The sequence below is a fragment of the Brakhagea baltica genome, from assembly GCF_052161605.1.
Classification (GTDB): domain Bacteria; phylum Planctomycetota; class Planctomycetia; order Pirellulales; family Pirellulaceae; genus JBKCUI01.
Genome location: NZ_CP197409.1, coordinates 6,387,245 through 6,408,630, shown reverse-complemented (window position 1 = coordinate 6,408,630; position 21,386 = coordinate 6,387,245). Strand labels below are relative to the sequence as shown.

At 51.2% G+C, this 21,386-nt stretch carries 13 protein-coding genes; 7 read left to right on the top strand and 6 right to left on the bottom strand.

Annotation, left to right across the window (positions count from 1 at the left end):
- Window positions 1-27: 27 nt before the first annotated feature.
- Both SH449x_RS25025 and SH449x_RS25020 read right to left on the bottom strand, forming a co-directional pair.
- Window positions 28-2,802: a RecQ family ATP-dependent DNA helicase gene (locus tag SH449x_RS25025; protein ID WP_482378807.1), complete on the bottom strand. Its 2,775-nt coding sequence runs from the start codon at window positions 2,800-2,802 to the stop codon at window positions 28-30.
- A gap of 148 nt (window positions 2,803-2,950) precedes the next feature.
- On the bottom strand, window positions 2,951-3,304 hold the full coding sequence (locus SH449x_RS25020) for a hypothetical protein (RefSeq protein ID WP_482378806.1): 354 nt from the start codon (window positions 3,302-3,304) through the stop codon (window positions 2,951-2,953).
- A gap of 247 nt (window positions 3,305-3,551) precedes the next feature.
- Between SH449x_RS25020 and SH449x_RS25015 the strand changes: the two genes are divergently transcribed.
- Window positions 3,552-4,712 (top strand): lipase family protein, encoded by a 1,161-nt coding sequence (locus SH449x_RS25015; RefSeq protein ID WP_482378805.1) that lies wholly within the window; start codon window positions 3,552-3,554, stop codon window positions 4,710-4,712.
- Between the two features lie 4 nt (window positions 4,713-4,716).
- Window positions 4,717-5,673: an aminotransferase class IV gene (locus SH449x_RS25010; protein ID WP_482378804.1), complete on the top strand. Its 957-nt coding sequence runs from the start codon at window positions 4,717-4,719 to the stop codon at window positions 5,671-5,673.
- On the opposite strand, the gene SH449x_RS25005 is transcribed toward SH449x_RS25010, so the two are convergent.
- The 3 genes from SH449x_RS25005 to SH449x_RS24995 are packed head-to-tail and all read right to left on the bottom strand — an operon-like array spanning window position 5,617 to window position 12,135.
- Entirely contained in the window at window positions 5,617-7,038 is a 1,422-nt protein-coding gene (locus SH449x_RS25005) for a GIY-YIG nuclease family protein (RefSeq protein WP_482378803.1), read from the bottom strand. The two genes, SH449x_RS25010 and SH449x_RS25005, sit on opposite strands and share 57 nt — an antisense overlap.
- Before the next feature lie 59 nt (window positions 7,039-7,097).
- A complete protein-coding gene (locus SH449x_RS25000; protein WP_482378802.1) occupies window positions 7,098-10,535 on the bottom strand; it encodes a protein kinase domain-containing protein in 3,438 nt (1,145 codons plus the stop codon).
- A 13-nt stretch (window positions 10,536-10,548) separates the two neighbouring features.
- On the bottom strand, window positions 10,549-12,135 hold the full coding sequence (locus SH449x_RS24995) for an ATP-binding protein (protein WP_482378801.1): 1,587 nt from the start codon (window positions 12,133-12,135) through the stop codon (window positions 10,549-10,551).
- Between the two features lie 295 nt (window positions 12,136-12,430).
- Between SH449x_RS24995 and SH449x_RS24990 the strand changes: the two genes are divergently transcribed.
- From SH449x_RS24990 to SH449x_RS24970, 5 genes are all read left to right on the top strand, one after another.
- On the top strand, window positions 12,431-13,579 hold the full coding sequence (locus tag SH449x_RS24990; protein ID WP_482378800.1) for an EAL domain-containing protein: 1,149 nt from the start codon (window positions 12,431-12,433) through the stop codon (window positions 13,577-13,579).
- Between the two features lie 248 nt (window positions 13,580-13,827).
- Window positions 13,828-15,111 carry a Gfo/Idh/MocA family protein gene (locus tag SH449x_RS24985; RefSeq protein WP_482378799.1) on the top strand — a complete coding sequence of 428 codons (1,284 nt, stop codon included), beginning with the start codon at window positions 13,828-13,830 and terminating at the stop codon, window positions 15,109-15,111.
- Window positions 15,112-15,181: 70 nt separating this feature from the next.
- Entirely contained in the window at window positions 15,182-17,065 is a 1,884-nt protein-coding gene (locus SH449x_RS24980; protein WP_482378798.1) for a HEAT repeat domain-containing protein, read from the top strand.
- A 95-nt stretch (window positions 17,066-17,160) separates the two neighbouring features.
- A complete protein-coding gene (locus SH449x_RS24975; RefSeq protein ID WP_482378797.1) occupies window positions 17,161-17,478 on the top strand; it encodes a hypothetical protein in 318 nt (105 codons plus the stop codon).
- A gap of 9 nt (window positions 17,479-17,487) precedes the next feature.
- Entirely contained in the window at window positions 17,488-18,174 is a 687-nt protein-coding gene (locus SH449x_RS24970; RefSeq protein ID WP_482378796.1) for a hypothetical protein, read from the top strand.
- Window positions 18,175-18,194: 20 nt separating this feature from the next.
- Here SH449x_RS24970 and SH449x_RS24965 read toward each other — a convergent pair whose 3' ends face one another.
- A complete protein-coding gene (locus SH449x_RS24965; RefSeq protein WP_482378795.1) occupies window positions 18,195-21,113 on the bottom strand; it encodes a CRTAC1 family protein in 2,919 nt (972 codons plus the stop codon).
- Between the last annotated feature and the right edge of the window lie 273 nt (window positions 21,114-21,386).

The window sequence follows — 21,386 nt, the reverse complement described above, 5'->3', positions numbered from 1 at the left end:
GTATAACGTCTTTAAAAACGTTTACAGCTAGAGGTTCGCCCATCGCTGAGCAAATTCCCAAAGTCTAGGGAACGATGCAAAGGCAGCCGGCGTGTCGTCGCTCGACTTACCGGAACTCTGCAATTCCCGCATCGCCAACTGAGTTCTTCGATCAAATAACTGATCGATCGGCACCTTCACCTTGGCATCCAACGCTTTGCACAGATCACCTAGAATCTGATCAGGCTGCTTACCGCGTATCAACGCGATTTCGCCGAGCCGATAGCCATGCTGAACCAATCTAGCCGTCCAATGCCAATCCTCAACAGTCGGTGACATTGGGTCTCGCACGGCACTGGCATCGCTCTGATGCGTTGGATCCAAATTAGTAGTCGATCGAACTTCTGCCCAATGGGATTCCTCTGGCTCAAGCTTTGCCATGCTCTTTGAGGGGGGCGCATCGGACTTCACTTCCTCTTTGGTTCGCTGAGGCTGCTCCAAGGCAGGAGTCTTCACCGGAACCGGCTGCGACTGGGGCTTTTCCAATACGGAAGCACTGGATCTATGAATCCATCCGATCACTTCGTCCGGGTACGCTTGCTCACCGTTGAGACAAGCCAACCCTGTTGGCCCGACGGATACCGTAACCTTTCCCTGCCTCAATTCCGTCAAAAGCAATAAGCTCGTGTCTAACATCAAGTCGAGCAAGGCGGAGACATGGGTGCGCTTCCAATTCTGAAGTAGACCGAATTCACTCAACCTCGACAGCCGCAGCCCCTGGATGGCCTTGTTATCGGTTCCTGCAAAAAACTGCGACAGAATGGTCTTGCTCAAATAACCGTGAGTTCGATCGATTGCGGCTAAAACCTGATTCGCAATCGTTCTGGCGAGTTCCTGCTCGGCTGGGAGCAAAACCTCGGCAGCACCACGCTCAGCAGCTTGCTTACTCTTAGAAATCTTCTCTGATTTTTTCTTTGTACCGGTTGCCTCGTTAGACTCAGTCGTCGCCTCCCCATCGCCTTGGTCCATAGCGGGACTCGACTGCTGTTTCTCTTTTTCGGGTGCCATTTTTTGCTTGGCAGACTCTGGCAATTCAGGTAGAGGCACCCAACCAGTCTTGCCATGACAACGGTCACACAAACGGCAATCGCTGGCAGAACCATCCCCAAAGTATTCCAGGATATCCTTCTGGCGACAGGTTCGCGTCTGGCAGTAGGCTGCCATGCGATCTAGTTTCTCATAGTCTGCTTTTTTACGCTCGGCGAGATGCTTATGATCTATACCTAGGTTTTCAAAGGGGACATCTTTCTTGCGAATATGAATCGCGCGCCCCCGAAACGGTGGCACATAATCAAAACCGGGCAGATTGCACAACTCTCTTAGGTGCCTCGATAAAATATCACGTTCCATCTGCAATTGCTGCATCAACCATCTAGGATTGACGTAAACGGCCTCTTCCCTTCGATCGCCGACCGCTTTTTCAACCGTTTTTAACACGGCGCGCTTGACCGTTGCTTCCCTGGGTAGAAGATCAACGAGAGTTGGTAATTTAGAGTCGATACGGACCATCGCCAAACCACCGGCTACCTCTAATCGTTCTACGACCTCGGTACGCCCCAAAAGCTGCAAACAAGAGTTAATGGCCTCGGATGATACCGGCGCATTGATTCGCTCCTTGATTTCTTCAGCGGTCAGCTCGATCGGATCGGTTGGATAACTGACTAGAAACTTGTAAACGCTCTCGATGATTCCCTTGGAAGGATTAGCGTTCTCGATAAAGAACTCTTGGATGTAACGATCTTGTTGAGAATACAGAAGCACGCACTGCGAAGGGAGCCCGTCCCGCCCCGCGCGGCCCGCCTCTTGGTAGTAAGCCTCTATGGTTCCTGGCATGTTAAAGTGAACAACGTACCTTAGATCGGATTTATCGATGCCCATGCCGAATGCGTTGGTAGCGACGATCGCGTCTAGTTCGCCACGCATGAACTGCTCCTGAATAAATTTGCGTTGATCAGGTGCTAAGCCCGCGTGATAAACTCCGACAGAAAGACGAGCTTCCTTCGCAAGCAACTCCACTAACGCTTCGCAACGCTTACGCGTTGCCGCGTAAATAATGCCGCTACCAGGTTTCGTTTGGAGAAACTCGACAAGCTTCTGCTCGCGTTCGCGATCGCTACGACATTGCACGACTCCAAAATAGAGATTGTCTCGAGCGAATCCGGTGATAAAGTGCTTCGCAACTCGGAGCTGTAACGAGTCGACGATGTCCTGTCGGACCCGTGGGGTTGCAGTTGCGGTTAACGCAACCGTTTGCACGCCACCCAAAGCATCGCGGAAACGGCCAACACGTTGATAGTCAGGGCGAAAATCATGTCCCCACTCGCTGATGCAGTGGGCTTCATCGATGGCCAAGAGCTGAATGGGAGTGGACCGGATCGCGTCTACGAAATTCTGGTTCCGCAAACGTTCCGGCGCTACGTAGAGCAGAGAATATTTACCACGGGCCACCCTGTCGAGTCGCTGGTTTTGCTCGGCTGGTGACAATGTGCTATTGATGAGAGTTGCGGAAATCCCGCGACGGGTCAAAGCGTCTACCTGATCCTTCATCAGTGCGATCAACGGAGAAACGACGATCGTCAATCCACTGCGAACAACACTCGGCAGTTGATAACATAGGCTTTTCCCCCCCCCAGTCGGCATCACGCACAAACAGTCATTGCCTGCTAGAATATGGTCAATGACCTCTCGCTGGCCTCGGCGAAAATCGGAAAGTCCGAACTTCGCTAATGCGTTTTTGAGATCTGGAGTTGAGGTCGTTGACATGCGGAGGAAGTTATTCGGCTTTGCGAGGAGACTAGCTCCCCACAGTTTACCGACTTTTTCCGCAACTGACAGTCGAGACCAAGAATAGGACTCGAGTGATCACTCGACTGATCACTCGACTCCACACAAGGACACGAGTGCCTTGCCCTTATCTCGATGCTGGGACCGATCGCACGGTTTCTGGTGCAGGGGCGTTTCGATAGGTCTGTGGTGCAGAATAGCTAACAGGCGCACCGATCTCGTAAGAACTGGGATAGTTGCTGATCACTTCACCGTCAATTCCACCGTACTGACTGGTGTAACCATCGCCACACGATGCGCAGGCCGGCGGTGGTACACATTGTGCATCACACGGAGCGCCTACATTGGATGGACCATGAAATCTATTAAATAGATTCGGCAGGATGTTGGGTCTCCATCCTTGACCGCATGAGCATCCGGAAAACGCCATCACCATGGTGGCGCAGAAGATCGCAAGCCTGTTGTTGATTGTCTTTTTCATTTTGTTTCCCCCCATATTGGATTTTGCGACCTTGTTCGGTCCACAAATTAACAGGAAACTCTACGTCACCGTTAGAGCTTTGCAAATCAACTTTAGCCTTTTTCGAAAAATCTTACAAAACCTACAAACCTCACTTCTTGCGACGGAAAAACAGGGAATTCTCTAAACCTCGGAAATGCTCGCAATCTTTTCTATTCCAAATTACGAAACCAACCAGACGAACTCCCCTCGCACCGAAGTAGAAGCCATGAACTGCGAACCTCGCGACAATCTTACCGACCCGGTCAGCTTGAAGGCTGGTCGATTGTCGCTGCTAGGCCGTCCACTGAAAATCGCAATGCCGGTTTGCGTCGCATTACTTTGGGCGTTAGTCGGCAACGCCCAGCACCAACCAAGCCCCTCGGACCGGATTGTCTTGGAACATCAAGTCGCCTTTTTAGGTGACGATCAAGCTGACACATCGGATGAGCTTACCACTTCCGAGAGCCTTCCTCGATGTGCGGAATCCGAAATTTTTGAGGTTTCGACACGACACCTCAGTGATCGCTTTTGCTCGATCGACGAAAACGCTCCCAACTTTCAAGTCTGCAAATGGGAGTTCTGCCGCTGGAATCCTTCAACGATTCAAGATGCACTTAATGGTGAAGACAAGCTTACGATTATTTACGTCCACGGCAATTTCATGGAACGTAACAACACTCGGGATCGCGTTCGCATTATTGACTCCTATCTCAAGCGGCAAGCAAATGAGAACTACAGATTAATACTTCTATCTTGGCCTAGTGAGAAGCAACGCCCAGTTCTTCGAGACGCGGCCGAGAATGCCAAAGTGGCGGAACGAGAATCGCTCTATCTAGCCTGGATCCTCAAGCAATTAAGGTCTCAGAGTAGAGTCTCGCTACTAGGATTCTCCTACGGGGCACGAACAGTCACCGGCGCTCTGCACCTGGATGCTATGGGCACGATCCCGGGACTTACTCTCTACTCCCCCGCCGAGCCTCGCGAGAATCCCTATAGGCTGGGGCTCATCGCACCTGCGGTGGATAAGAATTGGTTGACACCCTACGGGAGATACTGCTGCGCTCTGAGCCAGGTCGACGGCTTCGTAAACCTTTACAATTCTAGAGACCCCGTACTCCGTCGATTCCGATTTGTCGATAACGCATCCCGTCCCATCGCAGGCGGCTTGAACGGATTCGAAGGGTTATCTGATCCGCGAAGCCTCACACCCCTAGCAAGTGGAGATTCGGCAAACGTAAGGCAATACGATTGTGGCGCTATCATTGGCACTACGCATTCAGAAGTTAGCTATTTCAGTAAATGCCCCTACTTTCGTGGCCTTCTCGACAACGTCCTCTGGAATAGCCCGTCACTCGAAGTAGGCTGCTCCTCCTGCACCGTAAAGTGAACCAGTGTCTCAGAATAGCCAGACGATACTGCCTCGGAGCAAAGCGATCTTGAGGTTTGAGAGCCAGCCTGAACCAGTCATCTCCGACTGGACGAATGTAGGCTGGAATCTCGATGCTCCAGGTCCAATCCATGGAGCCATTCTTGTGGAAAGAGCGCGTACCTTTGGCGGTAAGCTCATTGACCTTCGGTGGAATGTGGAACGGCTCCGCCTCGGAGCTCAAACGATAGGATTCACCGATGCACCTGACGCGATGGGTTGCGTGACAGCTTGGTACCGCAATGTTTGCCAGCTACTCTTAGACGTCAACCGTGATCTATTGGGTGAGCAAGATGTCTCGGTGGTAGTACTTTTTTCGCCTCTCGAGTCAGGAGATTCCCTCTCGTGGCAATCCATCGGTTATCTGGCTCCGCTGCCCAAATCACGCTTGAATCGTTGGTATCAAAAAGGCTGCGACCTACGAACCACTGCAATTGGTATGTTCCCTGACCAATTATTTCCGACCTCCATCAAGCATCGTAGTCGCATTCATTATTGGCTAGCTGACAGGCGAGCCCGTGAGGTTAATCCCAACGCCACCGCAGTACTCATAGATCAAGAGGAACGACTCGGTGACTCTTCCGTTGCAAACTTGTTGCTAATTGATCAAAACAACAATTGGTCTACACCAAGCGAAGAGTGGTCGCACCACGGCACAACATTGAAGCAATCCATCGAATTGCTTCGGAACTCTAGAATCACCGTGACACCTCGCACGGTTAAACTCTGTGAAGCGAGTGCATGTCGAGAAATCATTCTGGTTGGTTCGACCGGAGTCGCTTGGTCTGCAAATTCCTGGAACGAAGTCGAACTACCACAGAATAGGCCGAATTGCCACTTGTTGCAGTCATTATGGAAGAACTATCTAGGCTTCGATTTTATTGCGAATCATGCGTCTGGAGTATTTGCTAACGACCTTTGAATTCGTAGCATCATTGGCATCACGTTGTTGTATTGTTGGTTCAATGGACGCATCGTGTTCTTCGCAACGAGATGGCGACAGTGGAGTCGCCGTGCCGCTTGCCGAGTGTTCCAATTGGCTTAGGATGACTTTGACGTCTCGCCAATCCTCAGGCAAGCCTTCCGCTTGGATGGACCAATGGTAGCTACTGTCAGGTGCCGATTTGATCAGCTTCTTTGCTCCGTTCTGACGCCAGGCTGTCATGAGCCCTAAAGTGTCCTCTGGATCAAGTGTCCCTAATCCAACCGTCTCTTCAGTGGAACGCCAACCACTAAGGATCTTTTGAAGTGCATTCCATTCTTTTTGGGTTCTAGGTTGGTAGCATACGTGTAGGATTCCTCCCTTTCGCAACAGGTACCACACAGGTCGGTTTTCTGGATTGGCTAAGGTACGATTCGCGAGACAGTAGAGAACGGGACCATCGCTTCTTGACTTGCGATATTGCTGAAGACGTTTGGAAAGCCAGCGAATAATGCGTAAATCCTCCTTGAGCCGTTGCGCGTACTCGAAGTGGTGTCGCTCGGCTGCCCGTAACATTTCTGTTTCAATGCCGGTTGCGATATCGAACTCCTCGCCCATGAGGAAACGACACGCCTCGGACACTTGAGCTTGGTAAACCGCGCGATTGCAATTGGTCATACAAGGGGCTAAACAGTTTTGCAACTCGTGACGGATGCACCCCGCTCGTTCTTCCATGTCAAACAAAGAAAGCTGGTCGGTCAAAAACATCGGAGTCTTTTGGCTACAGTCTCGCAATTTGAAATAACGGGTCAAAATCTCAACAGCTCGAAAAATGGCCGAGACACCTGCCAGAGGCCCAACGCTACAGCGAGCTTCGGGATCATGAAAACGACTCACATAAAATTGCTCGCCGGGGCCTTTGCCTAAGCAAAGGTATGCTTGCTGCTGCCGATTGGGCATCCCAACGACATTCATGCGTGGCATCCAAGTCCTTATCAACCACTGTTCTCGCAGCAACGCGTTAAGCTCATTAGGATGATATTCCCAGACGATTGCCTTTGCCGATTGGATGATACGACCGGCCTTTTCCTCTTCATTGTTGGGAAGAAAGTAGCTAATGAGTCGATTTCGCAAAGCCTTGGACTTACCGACATAGATGAGACGACCGATATCGTCCAGCATTCCGTATACGCCAGGTTCCCGCTCTACCTCTCCCAACACTTCACTTTTTAGTGCGGCGAGGCGATCGGAGTGGGATAAGGAGTCATTACAACTGGTTCTAAATAGCTTTGCCTGGCCCAGTGGACCGTATGGATCTGCTCCGAATTCTTCAAACTGTTCCGTCCATTTGCCAACCATTGCCATCTTGCTCCTCCGTGTTTACAGACGAACATTATGGCAATCCACTGCATTGAAAGCAACAATCAGTCTGACGAAGTAAACGGAATCCAATCTATATCAACCCTCGACAGAATGCGTGGGACGAGATTCCACGTCTCTGTAGTCGGAAGAAAGAGACGTTCCAAAAGGTTCTCTAGGTCCAAATTCGTACCGATCGAGATCAGAATCGGTTCGGTCAAGTGCTCCACGTGTTGAATTTCGCATTTATTGCGAATGGCATCACGAGTAGCAAGCGGAATCTGATGCCACATGTAGGCTGGCAATTGCAGAATCTGTCGCGACTTACCACCGAATTCCACGAAATAAGGAGAAGCTTCGCGTAGACGTTTGTATAGTTCTTCGATGACGGCTACTTCTCTATCTGTTCCCTTGGCGAGGTCAAGTATCTCGGAATAGTGGGGAGTTGTGCTAGTGAGGTCCTCAAGAGCCAGATCCTGCAAAATTGCGGAGTGCAATTCCGGTTCGGTTTTTGGATCCTCTTGCTTGGGTCCATCCGATTTCAATTCGCTTTCGAGAAGATCGATCACCATTGTCAGCAGGTCGCTGGTCGAAGCCGAAGAATCATTCTCCAAGCCTTGAGGCCACCGATCTGAGCTTGGATGCCAAGATCCGAGCTTACTAAATCGATTCCATCGGTCTACCAAAAGGCTGTTCAGCCACGTGTTGGCGGTTTTGGCATGTCGATCTACCCGAGATGCGGGCTTGTCCTTCATGTACGACTCGAGGGGTATTCCCAAGTCCTGCTCGCAGAGTCTATTAACAAATCCCAGCAACTCTCTGGCAAAGCTTGTCGAAAAATCGCACCACTTCGTTCGATAGCCGGTAAGCGAGTCGACGATACACCCAAGCAGTTTACCTGCTAATGCATGAAACTGTGACTCGATAAATAGTCGAGAGAGCCTGTCTGCCTCTTCTGTCAAATCCGTATCCTGCGTTTCCGCTTGTTCAATAATGCTGTCGTGTTGGTTTGCTAATTTCTGAGCTACAGTGAAGAGCGAATTGATCTGTATCTTCAGTTTGGCAGCTAGGTACTCTAACAGCGATGGAATCAGCCCCCATTGTTGTGGATGGGTTAACCATTTATCACATAGATGGATGTGTAGATTACTAAGCCCCTCGTGCAACATCGATGCAAAGGCAGTGTTGGTACGATGCGGATCTATTCCCAGCGAATTGCAGATTGTATTTATCTCTTCAATCAAACCTATTCCGAATCGATCCAGTGAGGGATCTGCAATTGGCTTCTCGGACTGCTCATTTATGGATGACGCAGTTGCCATGCAAGAACGAACCCAGGCTTGAGCGTTCCAACCAGATTCTCGAAGCAAATCATTGACCAGATACTCGATTTTTTCTCCCATTTTGGTTGAGAGCTGAGCGACTGGTACCGGGGACTTGTTCACCTCAACGTAATGATCGAGTCGTTGCACCCAATTGAGAATGATGTCCAACACCAGCGTCAAGTTGGCGCGCCTCGGATCGAGGATGTAGGACATGTCAAAAACATTAGTCGAAACAGTCGAAAGCCACGGATAGCAATCTTCTTCGCTGGCTGATGCCTCCAAATTCGATTGCTGGATGAGCAGATCGACACCATGCATAAGTGTGAGGGCAGCCTCGCGTACGGAATGAAACCCGTCCTCTCGTCGGCCTGCTTGTCCGCAGTAGAGCAGACATACGCGGTCGAATGGTGGTTTACTGGCTACGTTTTCATCCAAACCTGGCAAGGCAGGATGCAATCCATTCGTTCGGAAATAGTGATTGATCTCGAGCAGGCAACCTATCGCCGATGCAGATGACAGGTCTGCATTCGCTAGCGGATTGGGGGATGCGCACATCAATGTCAAGCTAATCTCGACAGGGAAATCAAGTGACTCAGCAATGTGACGCGCCATGAATCCCACCTCCGAAGCGATGGCGCTGCCCGTCCCCCCAGATGCAGATGCGACGATCTGAATTCGAAGCTTTTTTACTGAGGTCTTGTCGTTCATCGCAGCTTCAAAGATGTCTTCGATTTTTGCGACTATCTTATCTTGGCAGAACCGTGCGTGATCCAAGAGAGCGAGCATCCCCAGAGGCCGAACGCCGTCCGTAAGTTGAGACCGAGGAATATTGTAAACCCAACGACGACTTAATTGTGCGAACGGCTCCGTCTCCGAGCGATAATAGTGGGGGCTTTTTATTGGGATGTGTATGATAGAACCGTAATCAAGATAGGTTTCACGGCTGCGATCCACTAGCGATTCTAGCGCAGAATGATCCGTGTCAATTGCCAGGAAAGCATAGCTTTTATCTTTACTGGTTGTCTTTGTATCGAGACTGTGCAAATACGATAGAACCTCGTTGCCTTTCCCACCGATTCCGATGATTAGATCAACGCTTTTCGACGCCCCTTGAGCTCCATGTCCCTGCTCTCTAACCAGTTCTGACAACTCGACCCTAGACTCTGGCTTTCTCGTTTGTTCAGCATTGCGAGACGCCATGGCATGGAGGCCCGCTTGCGAGGGACTTCGCATATCCATACTGATTCGCCGGGCAGTCGATGTTCTACGATGAGCGGACTGTTTGGGAACTTTGCTGGTGCTGCCTGTGTTGGGGGACCACCCGCGGACTTGAACCAGATCATCACCTTTCGATTGCTCATGTCTAGGAGCCTCTATCAAGGCATTGATCAGCTCGCGGCAATCTGAATAACGTTGCTGCGGACGCTTGGCCAGTGCTTTGGCAACGACAGCTCGATCAGACGCGGGTAGCGAATTCAGGTCGGGGGCTCGATTTAAATGTTCATTGGCAAGTTGTGCGGTGGTTCGGCCTCGAAAAGGCAGTTCGCCAGTGAGCATCTCCTGATAAAGTATGGCGAGAGAGTACTGATCGCTAAACCGTCCCGGCCGACCATCAAACATCTCCGGTGCAGCATACGTTGGAGTCATGCCGGCTAACATCGATTGCGTGGCCGATTGCAAATCCTTTACCAAGCCAAAATCGGCAACCTTGATGCGATCCGATAATAGCAACAGATTTCCGGGCTTTACGTCCAAGTGTTGCAGGTCATGCTTCTGGCAAAGAAAGTCCAAACCATCAGCAGCATCTGCCAAGTAGGTTAGCAGGCGATCCCGTGGTATACCAACAATCTGCTTTTTCCTAAACTCAGCGTAGCGATCATGCAGTGAACACTGCGCGAGTTCCGAAACGATGATCAACTGACCTTCGATGATCTCGATTCGTTCAAGCGACAAAATAAATGGGTGGTTAACCTGTCGAATGCGTTGCAGAGATTTCAGCTCGCTCGATGCCCGATCACCTTCGATATTTCCGTATACGAACTTGATCGCTTTTTTCAATCCTCCCGGCGCGTCCGCTGACCATACCTCACCATAGCCACCCGACCCGAGCCTGTCCCGAAGAAAGTACCCAGGTATTGGTTCGAAACCAGATTGCAACTTCGCAGCTAGCGTATTCATTTTGGGGGCACTCTTAGTGAGAGTTAGTGCGTGGCACAGAGGCTGTAGACCCGCTTTGCATTGGATTGGTCCGCATGCTTTCCGTTATTGGGCGGGAACCTTGGACGCTTTTGGGCTGCGATGGAATTGGGACAATAGGGCTTGTCCTGCTCGAAATTGGCATCGGTTGCGAGGGAAGGTTGCCTTGTTGAGCATTGACCTCAGTCCTGTTATTGGTCACACCTGGTCGCACATGTTGTGGTGACATGCTATTGGGCTCTCGAAGGATGGGCTGATTCCCGAAATAGTTCTTGCTCGCGATCTCAAGAAAATCACTTCGGAGCTCCACCTTTTCGCCTCTATAAGCACATAAGCAACTAATCTGGTGGACCAGATCACGAGGATGGCAGCGTCTGAGATTTCGTCCCAATCGCTTGTAAGTCTTGAGAATAAACTCTTCGACTATTTGAGGTCTCCAAGCAATGTCGTAGGTTTGGCATGTACGTCGAAAGATCTCCATGAACTCTTCGAGACTAGGATCCCCGACGCTGATCTTAAAAGGCACTCGACGAAGAAACGCTTCGTCCACCAACGATTCAGGCTGAAGGTTGGTTGAAAACAGGATGATCTGCTCGAAGGGAACGCAGATCTTTTTTCCTGTAGACAGCGACAAATAATCAACGCGATTCTCAAGCGGTATGATCCATCGGTTCAGCAGCTCGGATGGTGCCAATCGTTGTCGTCCAAAGTCGTCGATCAGCAAACAGCCGCAGTTGCTCTTCAGTTGGAGAGGGGCCTCGCACGTATTGCTGCGTGGGTCGTGCCGAATCTCCAGATGCTCCAGCGTCAATTCACCTCCCACGACAACAGTCGGCCGTTTGACTCGCACCCAACGTCGATCATGCTCTTGATCCGCCACAATTCCAGTGTGACTGACGGAGTTCTTGGATTCTTGATGATAGGCACTATCGAAGAAATTGATGATCACACCATCATCGATGATGGCATGAGGAATCCAAATATCCTCGCCTCTGCACGATGCGAGGCACTTCGCGAGGGTCGTTTTGCCATTTCCAGGAGGCCCATACAAGAAGATGCCTGAGTTACTATTGACCGCTGGCCCGAGAAAATCAAGCCATGCGTTTTCATAGGTAACATTCCCAAATGAGGCGATCAGCTGGTTGCGTTTTATCGGTTCATAGGTACTAGCCTGTGCCTCGACGCTCAAAACATAGTCCATCAATGGGACTGGGGCTGGCCCGGTGTAAGATGCGACACTTTGGTAATGCAGTGCCCGCTTCTGGCCTACTTCTGTAAGACTGTAGTAAAAGTCGTTGAGAGGAGCGGGGCGAGCATGAGCCACCATTTGTCTAACCCGTAACTTTGCTAACATCTCTTCTATGATGCGAAAAGGGAGTCGCACACGGTCGGTGAGTGCTCTGCCCGACAAGGTTCCAGCTGCAAGCAATGTCTGCAGAACCAATGACTCCAGCACCATTTCGGAAACACCGCTCTCCTCGAGCGATTTTGGCTCTACGGGCCAGAATGCATCATCATTTAATATGGCCGGTAACGCTTCTCCTCCTAAGCTCGAGGTGTCTTGACTAAAGCTTGTTTGCATAATTGATACTCTGGGTCGTTCCGGCGTAAACGGTAGAATCGTTGATCTCCTAACTAGCCCTCCAGATCGCTTCGATTTGGAAAACGAATTAGCGTGGTAAACATCGATTGATTGGCGTACTGGAATTGAGCTCGAGAAAAAACGTGCGGAAGATTCCAATTTTTCATGCACCATCACGATCCGTGTTCTAAGCTTCGCCGATCGGCAAAACCGATTGTGCTATCCAGGCAATTCTTATGAAAGAAATGGTACGATAGCGCCCCGAAAAAGTACCAATTAGGAATAAACGAGAAAAATGATTGTTGACGCTGGACTTTGCAACCGCCCAGTATCGACTCAGAGCAGGAGAAGCCTCTCCAGTGACTCTAAGTTGGTTTGGTTGCTTGAAAAAATAGGTCAATCGGAAATCGATTCGCTGACGGTAATTTATCCCGTTCCCTTTTCTATTGGCCGCAAGGCTGGATGTAGCCTGCAGTTGCAGTCGCGTACGGTATCCAGCCATCATGCAGATTTATCGATTCGGGATGGCGGTTTGGTGCTGATCGATCGGCAAAGCACGAACGGCACGTTTGTGAATGGCCAACGAGTACGCGACATGGTCGCCGTCAAGCCTGACGATGTGCTGCAATTCGCTGACATCGCATTTCGCGTTCGTTGTGACGATCACGCCACATCGGCGAATACTATTGCCGAGGATGTGTGCGACCAAGCCCTTGCCTTGGTACAGTTCGATCGCATGATGGAAAAGCGTTTGGTAACACCATTCTTTCAACCGATCGTCACCATGGATGGGGCTCGAACAATCGGATATGAGGTGCTGGCCAGAAGCCGGATGTTCGGACTGGAGACCAGTGCAGCTATGTTCGGAGCTGCTGCTAAACTCAATATGGAGATAGAACTAAGCCAAATGCTGCGTTGGGAAGGAATTCGCGAGTCGCTATCTCTACCTAAAGGCAGCCATATATTCGTTAACACCCACCCCAACGAGCTCAACAAACCGGAACTGCTTGAATCGATGCGAAGCGTTCGGGAAATGACGGCCGACACTCCCATTACTCTCGAGGTTCACGAAGCCGCAATCACCAGCGTGCCTCAGATGATCGAATTACGCAAGGGACTTCGCGATCTCAATGTACGCATTGCCTACGATGACTTCGGCGCGGGACAGAATCGACTCGTGGAGCTCGGCAACGCAGCACCAGACGTCATGAAATTCGATATGGGGCTCATACGCGACATCGACAAAGGCCCCCCAGAACGAGTCAAACTGCTCCGATCTATCGTCCAGGTCGTCCTGGATCTGAACGTCGTTCCACTCGCCGAAGGGATCGAATCCGAAGCCGAAGCACAAGTTTGCCTGGAGCTGGGGTTCCAGCTCGCACAAGGTTTTTATTTTGGACGGCCAGCCCCACCAAACAAGTTTGCTGAACTCAGGCCTCTTTAAAATCCGCTAAAATTCCTGCTAAGAATGCGCTCCCGCCCAACTAGCTGATCATTCTCGCTCCGGGCTGCTTGTGCAGCACTCTCGCCCCTCTTATGCTATAGGGTAGACGGCTAGGCCTTAACCGGCCCTGACGTTAGCATTTCTACCGCAAACGGCCTCCCATTTTTGTCCTAGTTCGCTAGGCCAACCGATGAGCCCCGTTCGCGTGCAGCTCCCCACCCTCCTTATATGCCTCAGAGATCCCTTCTATGTCAAAGAGCATCCCAAAGCTGGAACGCCGACAGTTCCTCAAAAAATCTGCTATCGGTACTGCGGTCGCCATGGCCCCCACTATCATCCCCGCCTCTGCCCTAGGCCGCGACGGAACAACCCCTCCCAGCGAGCGAATCGTTCTTGGCGGGATCGGGATCGGCAATCGCGGCCTCTATGATTTAGGCTGTTTTCTGGAACAGAAAGATGTTCAGTTTGCAGCGGTTTGCGATATTAAGGAATCGAGACGGCAACTCGTAAAAAAACGGGTCGACGAACTCTACGGCAATCAAAACTGTGACATGTTTCGCGACTACCGTGAATTGCTCGATCGCAGCTACATCGACGCGGTACTTATTGCAACGGGTCCTAATTGGCACGGCACCATGTCGATCAATGCCGCCAAAGCGGGCAAGGACATATACTGCGAGAAGCCTTGTACGAAAAACATCGAGCAGAGCCTCATTCTCGCGGACACCATCCGACGAACCGCGCGAGTTTATCAAGCCGGAACGCAACGCCGCAATCTACCCCACTTCGCCTTTGCCTGCTATTTGGCACGCACAGGTAAGCTCGGAAAGTTGAAGCGAGTCTATGCTCACCCGATGGGCATGACCGCCAAAACGAGTGGCTGGCTACCCGAAGAGCCAGAACCACCAAAGGAGTCGATCGATTGGGATACCTATCTCGGGCCAGCTGCATGGCGACCATTCAACAAAGCTTTCCTCAATGGTTTCGAATTCGAAAAGGGAGGCGGTTTGGTCGGCGGTGGTGTACTCGAATGGGGCTCGCACTGCGTCGATCTGTGCCAATGGGCGGTCGACGATGCGCTGCCACCCGTCGAGTACAACCCTCCTGCCAACGGTGAACTAGTTGCTAAGTACGAAAACGGGACAGAACTCGTATTCCGAGAGCAAGGCTGGATTCCGCTCGGCTCCTGCCCCGTTCGCTTCGAAGGGGAAGATGGCTGGGTCGAAGCCGGCGACAGCGGCAAAATGGTCTTGAGTTCCCCTACCCTACTGGCAGGTCGAAAGATCGAAGAAATCGGAGGCTACCCTGCAACGTTCCACGTCAGGGACTTCCTAGATTGCATCAAAACGAGAGGTGAACCCAAAGGAAACGCACAAGCTGCCTGCAATGCTCACATTGCATGCCACTCTGCCAACATCGCTATCTTCCTGGATCGAACGGTCAAGTATGACAACGCAACTCATCGATTCATCGGTGACGACGAGGCGAACCGTTTGCGTTCAGAAGCCCTGCGCGAACCATGGCGGCTCTAGGTCTCCGTGCGTTGTTAAAGCCATAAGGCGTTTTTCCTGAAACCTATTCGATCCCAATCCAAATCAAAATATGAATATCCGAAAATCACTCAAACGCTACCTGCTTGGGCTGGTCCTGTCGAGCGTTATCAGCTCGGGAACGATCTTCGCTCAAGTCGACAAACTTACTACGGAGAAAGATCTCGTCGCCGTCATCGTGGGCGATAGCTCGCTGGGAGACAAAGCGATAGCATGCAAACGGCTTGCTGTTTATGGATCCGAGGCGTGTGTACCCGGGGTTGCTCCGCTGCTAGCCGACGAAAAGCTTTCTTCCTGGGCACGTATCACACTTGAGGCCATTCCTGGGCCTGCTTCAGCAGAAGCACTTCGCAAAGCGGCATCGTCGCTGGAAGGACGCATTCTGATTGGAGTGATAAACTCCATCGGTGTTCGTCGCGATGTTTCCTCGACCGATGTCCTGGCAAAACATTTGACGAACACGGACGCCGACGTTGCAGCCGCTGCCGCAGTCGCTTTGGGACATATCGCAACAGACGAAGCCATGAAACTCCTAGCGCAACACTTGGGAGATAGTCGCGAATCGGTCCGATCCGCCGTCGCAGAAGGTTTAATACTCTGTGCGGAGTCGAGCGTGTCGCAGGACAAACTACCGCAAGCCATTCGACTATATGAGGCAGTCCGAACCGCCAAGGTGCCTCAACAAAGAATCATCGAAGCCACTCGCGGATCGATTCTCGCTCGGAAAGCCGATGGAATCCCGATGCTAGCCGAGGAACTTCAAGCGTCCGAGATTTACCGTTTTCAATTGGGGCTTCGCGTTGCTCGTGAACTTGATGCACCCGGCGTCGACAATGCTTTGGCAAGATTACTCGGTAGTATTCCGGAACAACGCGCAGCACTTTTGCTGACCGCTATGGCGGACAGACCCGCTACGGTAAACCGTGAAGCGATCGTCAAGGCCTTGGGTGCCTCATCGAAGCTGGTCAAACTGGCAGCTATCGATGCGTTGGGTAAAGTTGGAGACGCCGATTGTATCGATCCACTTTTAGCATTTGGAGCTTCTGCGGACGAAGAGATGATCAATGCTGCGGTGAATTCCTTGGCACAGGTTCCTGACGAGGCGGTTGGGACGGCACTCGCTGGCCGTCTGGAAGATTTGAGTGGACCGGAGCTCATGATGGCCATTCAAGTCGTCGGGTTGCGGGGGATTTCTGCCGAAGAGAGTATTATCAAAGCCTTGGATAATTCGGACCCCGGAGTTCGCATCGCAGCGTTTTCGGCTCTGGGAGATACCCTGAGCGAGGATAAACTCTCGGTTTTGATCGGTCAGTTTCTGACACCCAATTTCGAAGCGGATACGGACTATGCCTACAAGGCCTTAATGACAGCCGCGGTAAGAATGCCAGATCGCGATCGCTGTGCGACCTCAATCACAACGGCCTATGCGAATGGCTCAACGGCTCAGAAGGTTAAGGCATTGGAGATTCTCGGGGCTGTTGGAGGGACGCAGGCATTGAAGACCGTAGGTGAAGCGGCAACGAGCACCGAGGAATCGGTTAAAGATGCTGCGACCAAGGCACTTGGCAATTGGATGACAGCCGATGCGGCTCCAGTGTTATTGGATTTGGCTAAGAGTTTGCCAGCCGATCGCTACCAAGTTCGAACGGTCCGGGCTTACTTGCGAATTGCGCGTCAGTTTGACATGAGCTCAGACGAGCGATTGGAAATGGCCAAGGTTGGATTAACGATCGCCAAGCAACCGGACGAGAAGAAGCTGGTTTTGGATGCATTAAAGCGAAATCCAAGACTCGAGACGCTGGAACTAGCGGTATCGCTGGCAAAAAGCGATGGAGTTGGCGAGCTAGCGATTGCGACCGCTCGCGAGATTGCTGGCAAAATCCAGGGGCAGGAAGCCAAGGTCCAAGAGCAATTGTCCAAGCTCCCTCAGCAGTAGGCGGTCCTCGCTCGAATCGATATAGCGAGGTTTTTGCTCCTTTGCTACAAGAGCTTTGTAGAGAAGTAGCCCTAACCTCGTTAAGGAGACAGAGGATGTCGAGCAATCTAGGACTTTTTGGCTGGATTCGGGAAGGAGTCAGGCAATCGGTACTTTTGGGGGTTTCGGATGCCCTCGAATCCATTGGTTCTCCTGATAGTTCTGAGAAACTACATCCTGCATTGCTGGCAATCGATGCGAATCGTTCCTCAGCTTTGCTGGAAAGCCCCGACTCTATTGGCGTCGATTCTAGCGGCCCCGGATCTGCCAGCCCAAAACGGGCGACCGGCGGATCGACTGCCACTCGCAAGCGGCTGGGCCGTTCGCTGAAAGATATCGAGCCCGTATCTAAGCCAGCAACTTCCAACCCGTAGTCGATTCCGTTGCGATTCATCGTCAAGAAAAATGTCGCCGCCGGCCTCGCGGTGGCATGCATTTCCATGGCCGCAATCGGATGCAGCTCACCCCTTGCCAACAGGTGGGGTTTAACACCAGTCCCGTTGGATAAGTCGACTTGGTTGGCGAATCCGATCTCGCTACCGGTCCGGGATAGCGAGTTCGTTTGGAATCAAATCGTTGACGTAGTGGATGATTATTTCCGAATCAAGAGCGAGCAACGTCCGACCATTGAGCCCACGCACTGGTTAGAAGGCAAGCTGGAGACATGGCCACAGATCGGTGCAACAGCACTTGAGCCATGGCGAAAAGATGCTGGCATTGGAGTTCAACTTTGGGAGAGTTCCCTTCAAACGATTCGCCGGATTGCGACCGTTCGCGTCGTTCCATCAGAGTCAGGATTCGATGTGTATGTCGAGGTATTGAAGGAGCTCGAGGACGTGAACCGCTCCTTAATGTCGTCGGAGGGATCTGCTGCCCAGCGTCACGACGGAACAGTGGTTCGAGTCGACAATCAGCTGATGGGCGGCCCAGTAACTCTGGATTGGATTCGGCTGGAGAACGACACTGAGTTAGAGCAACGGATCTTGCGAGAAATTCTCGGTAGAACAACAAACGTAAAAGCCCCGCGAAATCGCCTTGGGAATGGCAGCCTGCTAAAACTAGGAAAGTAAATGGTTCCGTTACCAGCAGGCTACTTTCTAAAAACTCCTATTCCTTCGATAGCAATCCAATGGGAATCAGGGCTTAAGTCGCCATAGTTCTCGACTAAACCTGACGGCCAAGTGACCTCTACAGAACTTAGTAGATCGCTTTGATTCAATCCGAAATGAAGCATTTTTTGGTTGGAGCACATGTATCCGTCACCGGATACCAATTGCCGATAAATCCTTTTCTCTCCAACAGAACCAACGATCTGAGTACCAATCGCATTACGATGTGATTGCGTACCGACCAACTCGATTACGACGGCGGTTCCCCCAGATATTTGGTTCTGAACGATTCGAGGTTTTTGTTCAAGATCGGTTGCAATAAAATCCATTTTTCCATCTCTATTCCAATCGCCGGTCGCGAGAGCACGTCCCAGTGCGGGCTGAGAGAAGAACGGATGCTTGTCCGGCTTGAGTTCGACAAAGCGACCACTACCGTCATTTTTGAAAAGTTGAGCAGGCATTCTAAAGGGACGCTTCGCGTGGGTCATGTCGTCGATATGCCCGTTCAACACGATCAGATCCAGATGCGTATTATTATCGATATCTAGTAATTGTGTGCCAAACCCCAGAACCGGTAGTGATGGCTGCACTAACCCCCACTTGGCCGCGACGTCATCGAAACCGCCGAGATCATTTTGAACATAGACGGCATTGTGCTCACCGAGAAAATTGGTCACCACAAAGTCCAACCTTCCATCCTCATTGATATCTCCAGAAGCTACTCCCATACATGCTTGTGCTCTCCCCTGATAATCATATGCCATGCCACGCATCAATGACTCATCATCAAACATTATGCCAGAACCTTTAGAGAGCGAAGTTTTTCCTACCAAAAGAAGATTGGCGACTTGATCATTGGCGACGAAGAGCGATGGGAAAGTCGACTGGTCCCACCGAAATGCTACCACTCCCAGAGCGTTGCCTTCCCTTACGCCTTGAGCGTAAGCTTTGGAGGAGAACTCCTCAAAACCTGCTTTGCCGTCATGCCTTAACCATCGACCGGCTGATGCCTGAAAAATCGTCGGTGGGCAGGTACGCGGTTGCCCCTCAACATTGCATAGCCGGGTGTACACATCCTCCCCCGCAACGTATCTCGCATCGTAAATCTCGGCAAAGCCATCGTTGTCGATATCGATTATTACGGAGCTGACTGTCCACTGGTCGGTTGACTCGGGCAGCAAATCGTTGCCATCACGAAATGTCCCATCTCCTTGGTTGAGCCAAAGTTGATTGATACCGATGTTTGCAATGTACAGATCGGGAAAACCATCGCTATTTACATCACCGACCGCGACACCTTGTCCAAAAGCGGACTCCTTGATTCCAGCTAATGCGGTAACCTCAGTGAAGTGAATTTTTTCGTGATTGGTTCTACCAGAATTACGGAACAGCGCGTCGCTGTACTTTGTGTCTGATTTTCTCGTCGGCCATTCGCACCCCTGCGACAAAAAAATATCTGGCCAACCATCAAGATCATAATCCAGAACCCCGACACCTCCGCCGGTCGACTCGTGCATGCGGCGCCCGACAATTGGCTCTGGCCGTGAACAGAAATAGGAGAAATCGACTCCGCAGTCGATAAGGACCAGACTATCTGCCAGGTTAGGAATAGCTGGCTGACTGCTCGGGGTTAGATTCTGTTGGGTCATCAGGTCCCCCCTCGATTCGAAAAACAAGGGTAATGGCAGGTCGCGGTAGGACGTGTCAGTCATAAGATAGCTCGCTTCTGAGTATCTAGGTAAACGATTTCCATTTTTGACGAACGGCTCTTTTAGTTCGTTGTACAGCTTGCGTAGCGTTGGCGATTTGGGATCGAGCACGAGCCCCATTCGAGTCCAAGCCCATGCTTCGCTCGATCTGCCGATTTGAGCTGTCAGGATTGCCATTTGCTCAACGGGAGGAAAATAGCTAGTTTGTGGATTCACTTGGTCTAATTGTGCAATTAACTTTTCCAGCAAGTGTGCACGTTCGTGAAATTTCTTGGATGCCTCTTGTTCCCCTTTCAACGCCAATGCTTGTGATATGGATACCATCGAGGCATGATGATCCGGATCCAGTCGGATGGCTTCACTAAAACAGCGTACTGCACCGTTAACATCTTGTTGTTCTAGAGACAGTTTCCCGCGTATCCACCAAATGTCTGGGTGCTGATCAGCTTTTTGGGGAAGCCCTGCGTTCCAGGGAACCAATTCGTCGGTGCTCGAACTCAAAAGCGCGAATCCTAGTTGAACATGGGCCTCGACCAAATCAGGGGCATGCGGGACAATCTCATTCCTCAGGGTGCGAATGGCGTCCTGAAACCGGCCCTCTCGAACAGCGATCCGAGCTTGTCCCAATTTCGCGAGAACATCCGTTGGCGAACGCTTTAGACACTTTTCTATAAACTCTGGATCTTCAATTGGTTTCGCATGATTGCCAACGAATCGCATTCGATCAAAATCCCAATTGTCTCGATCGGTAAAGGACCAGACATCCGACAAGGCTTTCCAGCGTTGTCCAGAGACATGTAGGATTTGAATGCGACGTTCGCGTGCCTTATCGTTCGACACATCTAGATCGAGGCATTCATTCAGCGCAGCTAGGCTTTCGGTCAGCAATCCCTGATAAAAGTAGATCTCACCCATCGCCCAGCGAGATGTTGCGCGTTTCTTGGATTCCGAGGTAGAGACTTTAGAGTAAGCCTCCGTGGCCTCGTCGAGCAATCCAACTCGCTGCAATCCTTCTGCAATCTCCATCAATTGATCATCGGTAGATTCAGAATGGTTTACGATTCGTTCCGCGTAATTTTGAAGTCGAGCGATATCGCCTCGGGTGATCGCATCGCGGATTTCCTGCTGAGTCGGCAATCTCCTATTTCCATAACTCAGGTATAGACAAACGGTCAGCGTACTGAAAATCATCAGTAACCCCAGCAGAAATAATGCAATCCTCAAGCGGCACGCCCCTACACGAAACTTGTCTAACAATTCTCGAGATCAGGACTAACGGGCCTGACCGACAATGGGCGGCGACAGTTTCCACCCCACACTTATTGTGAGGCTTGCAATGTCTTTGGGCAACCAGGGGATTCGACGGAACCTAAAAGGGTGGGGGGATGGGTGATTGAGATATCGACCATGGAAGAGTACGCTAGGAATAGCGACTACATAGCAATCCAAGTGCCTTGACGCGTC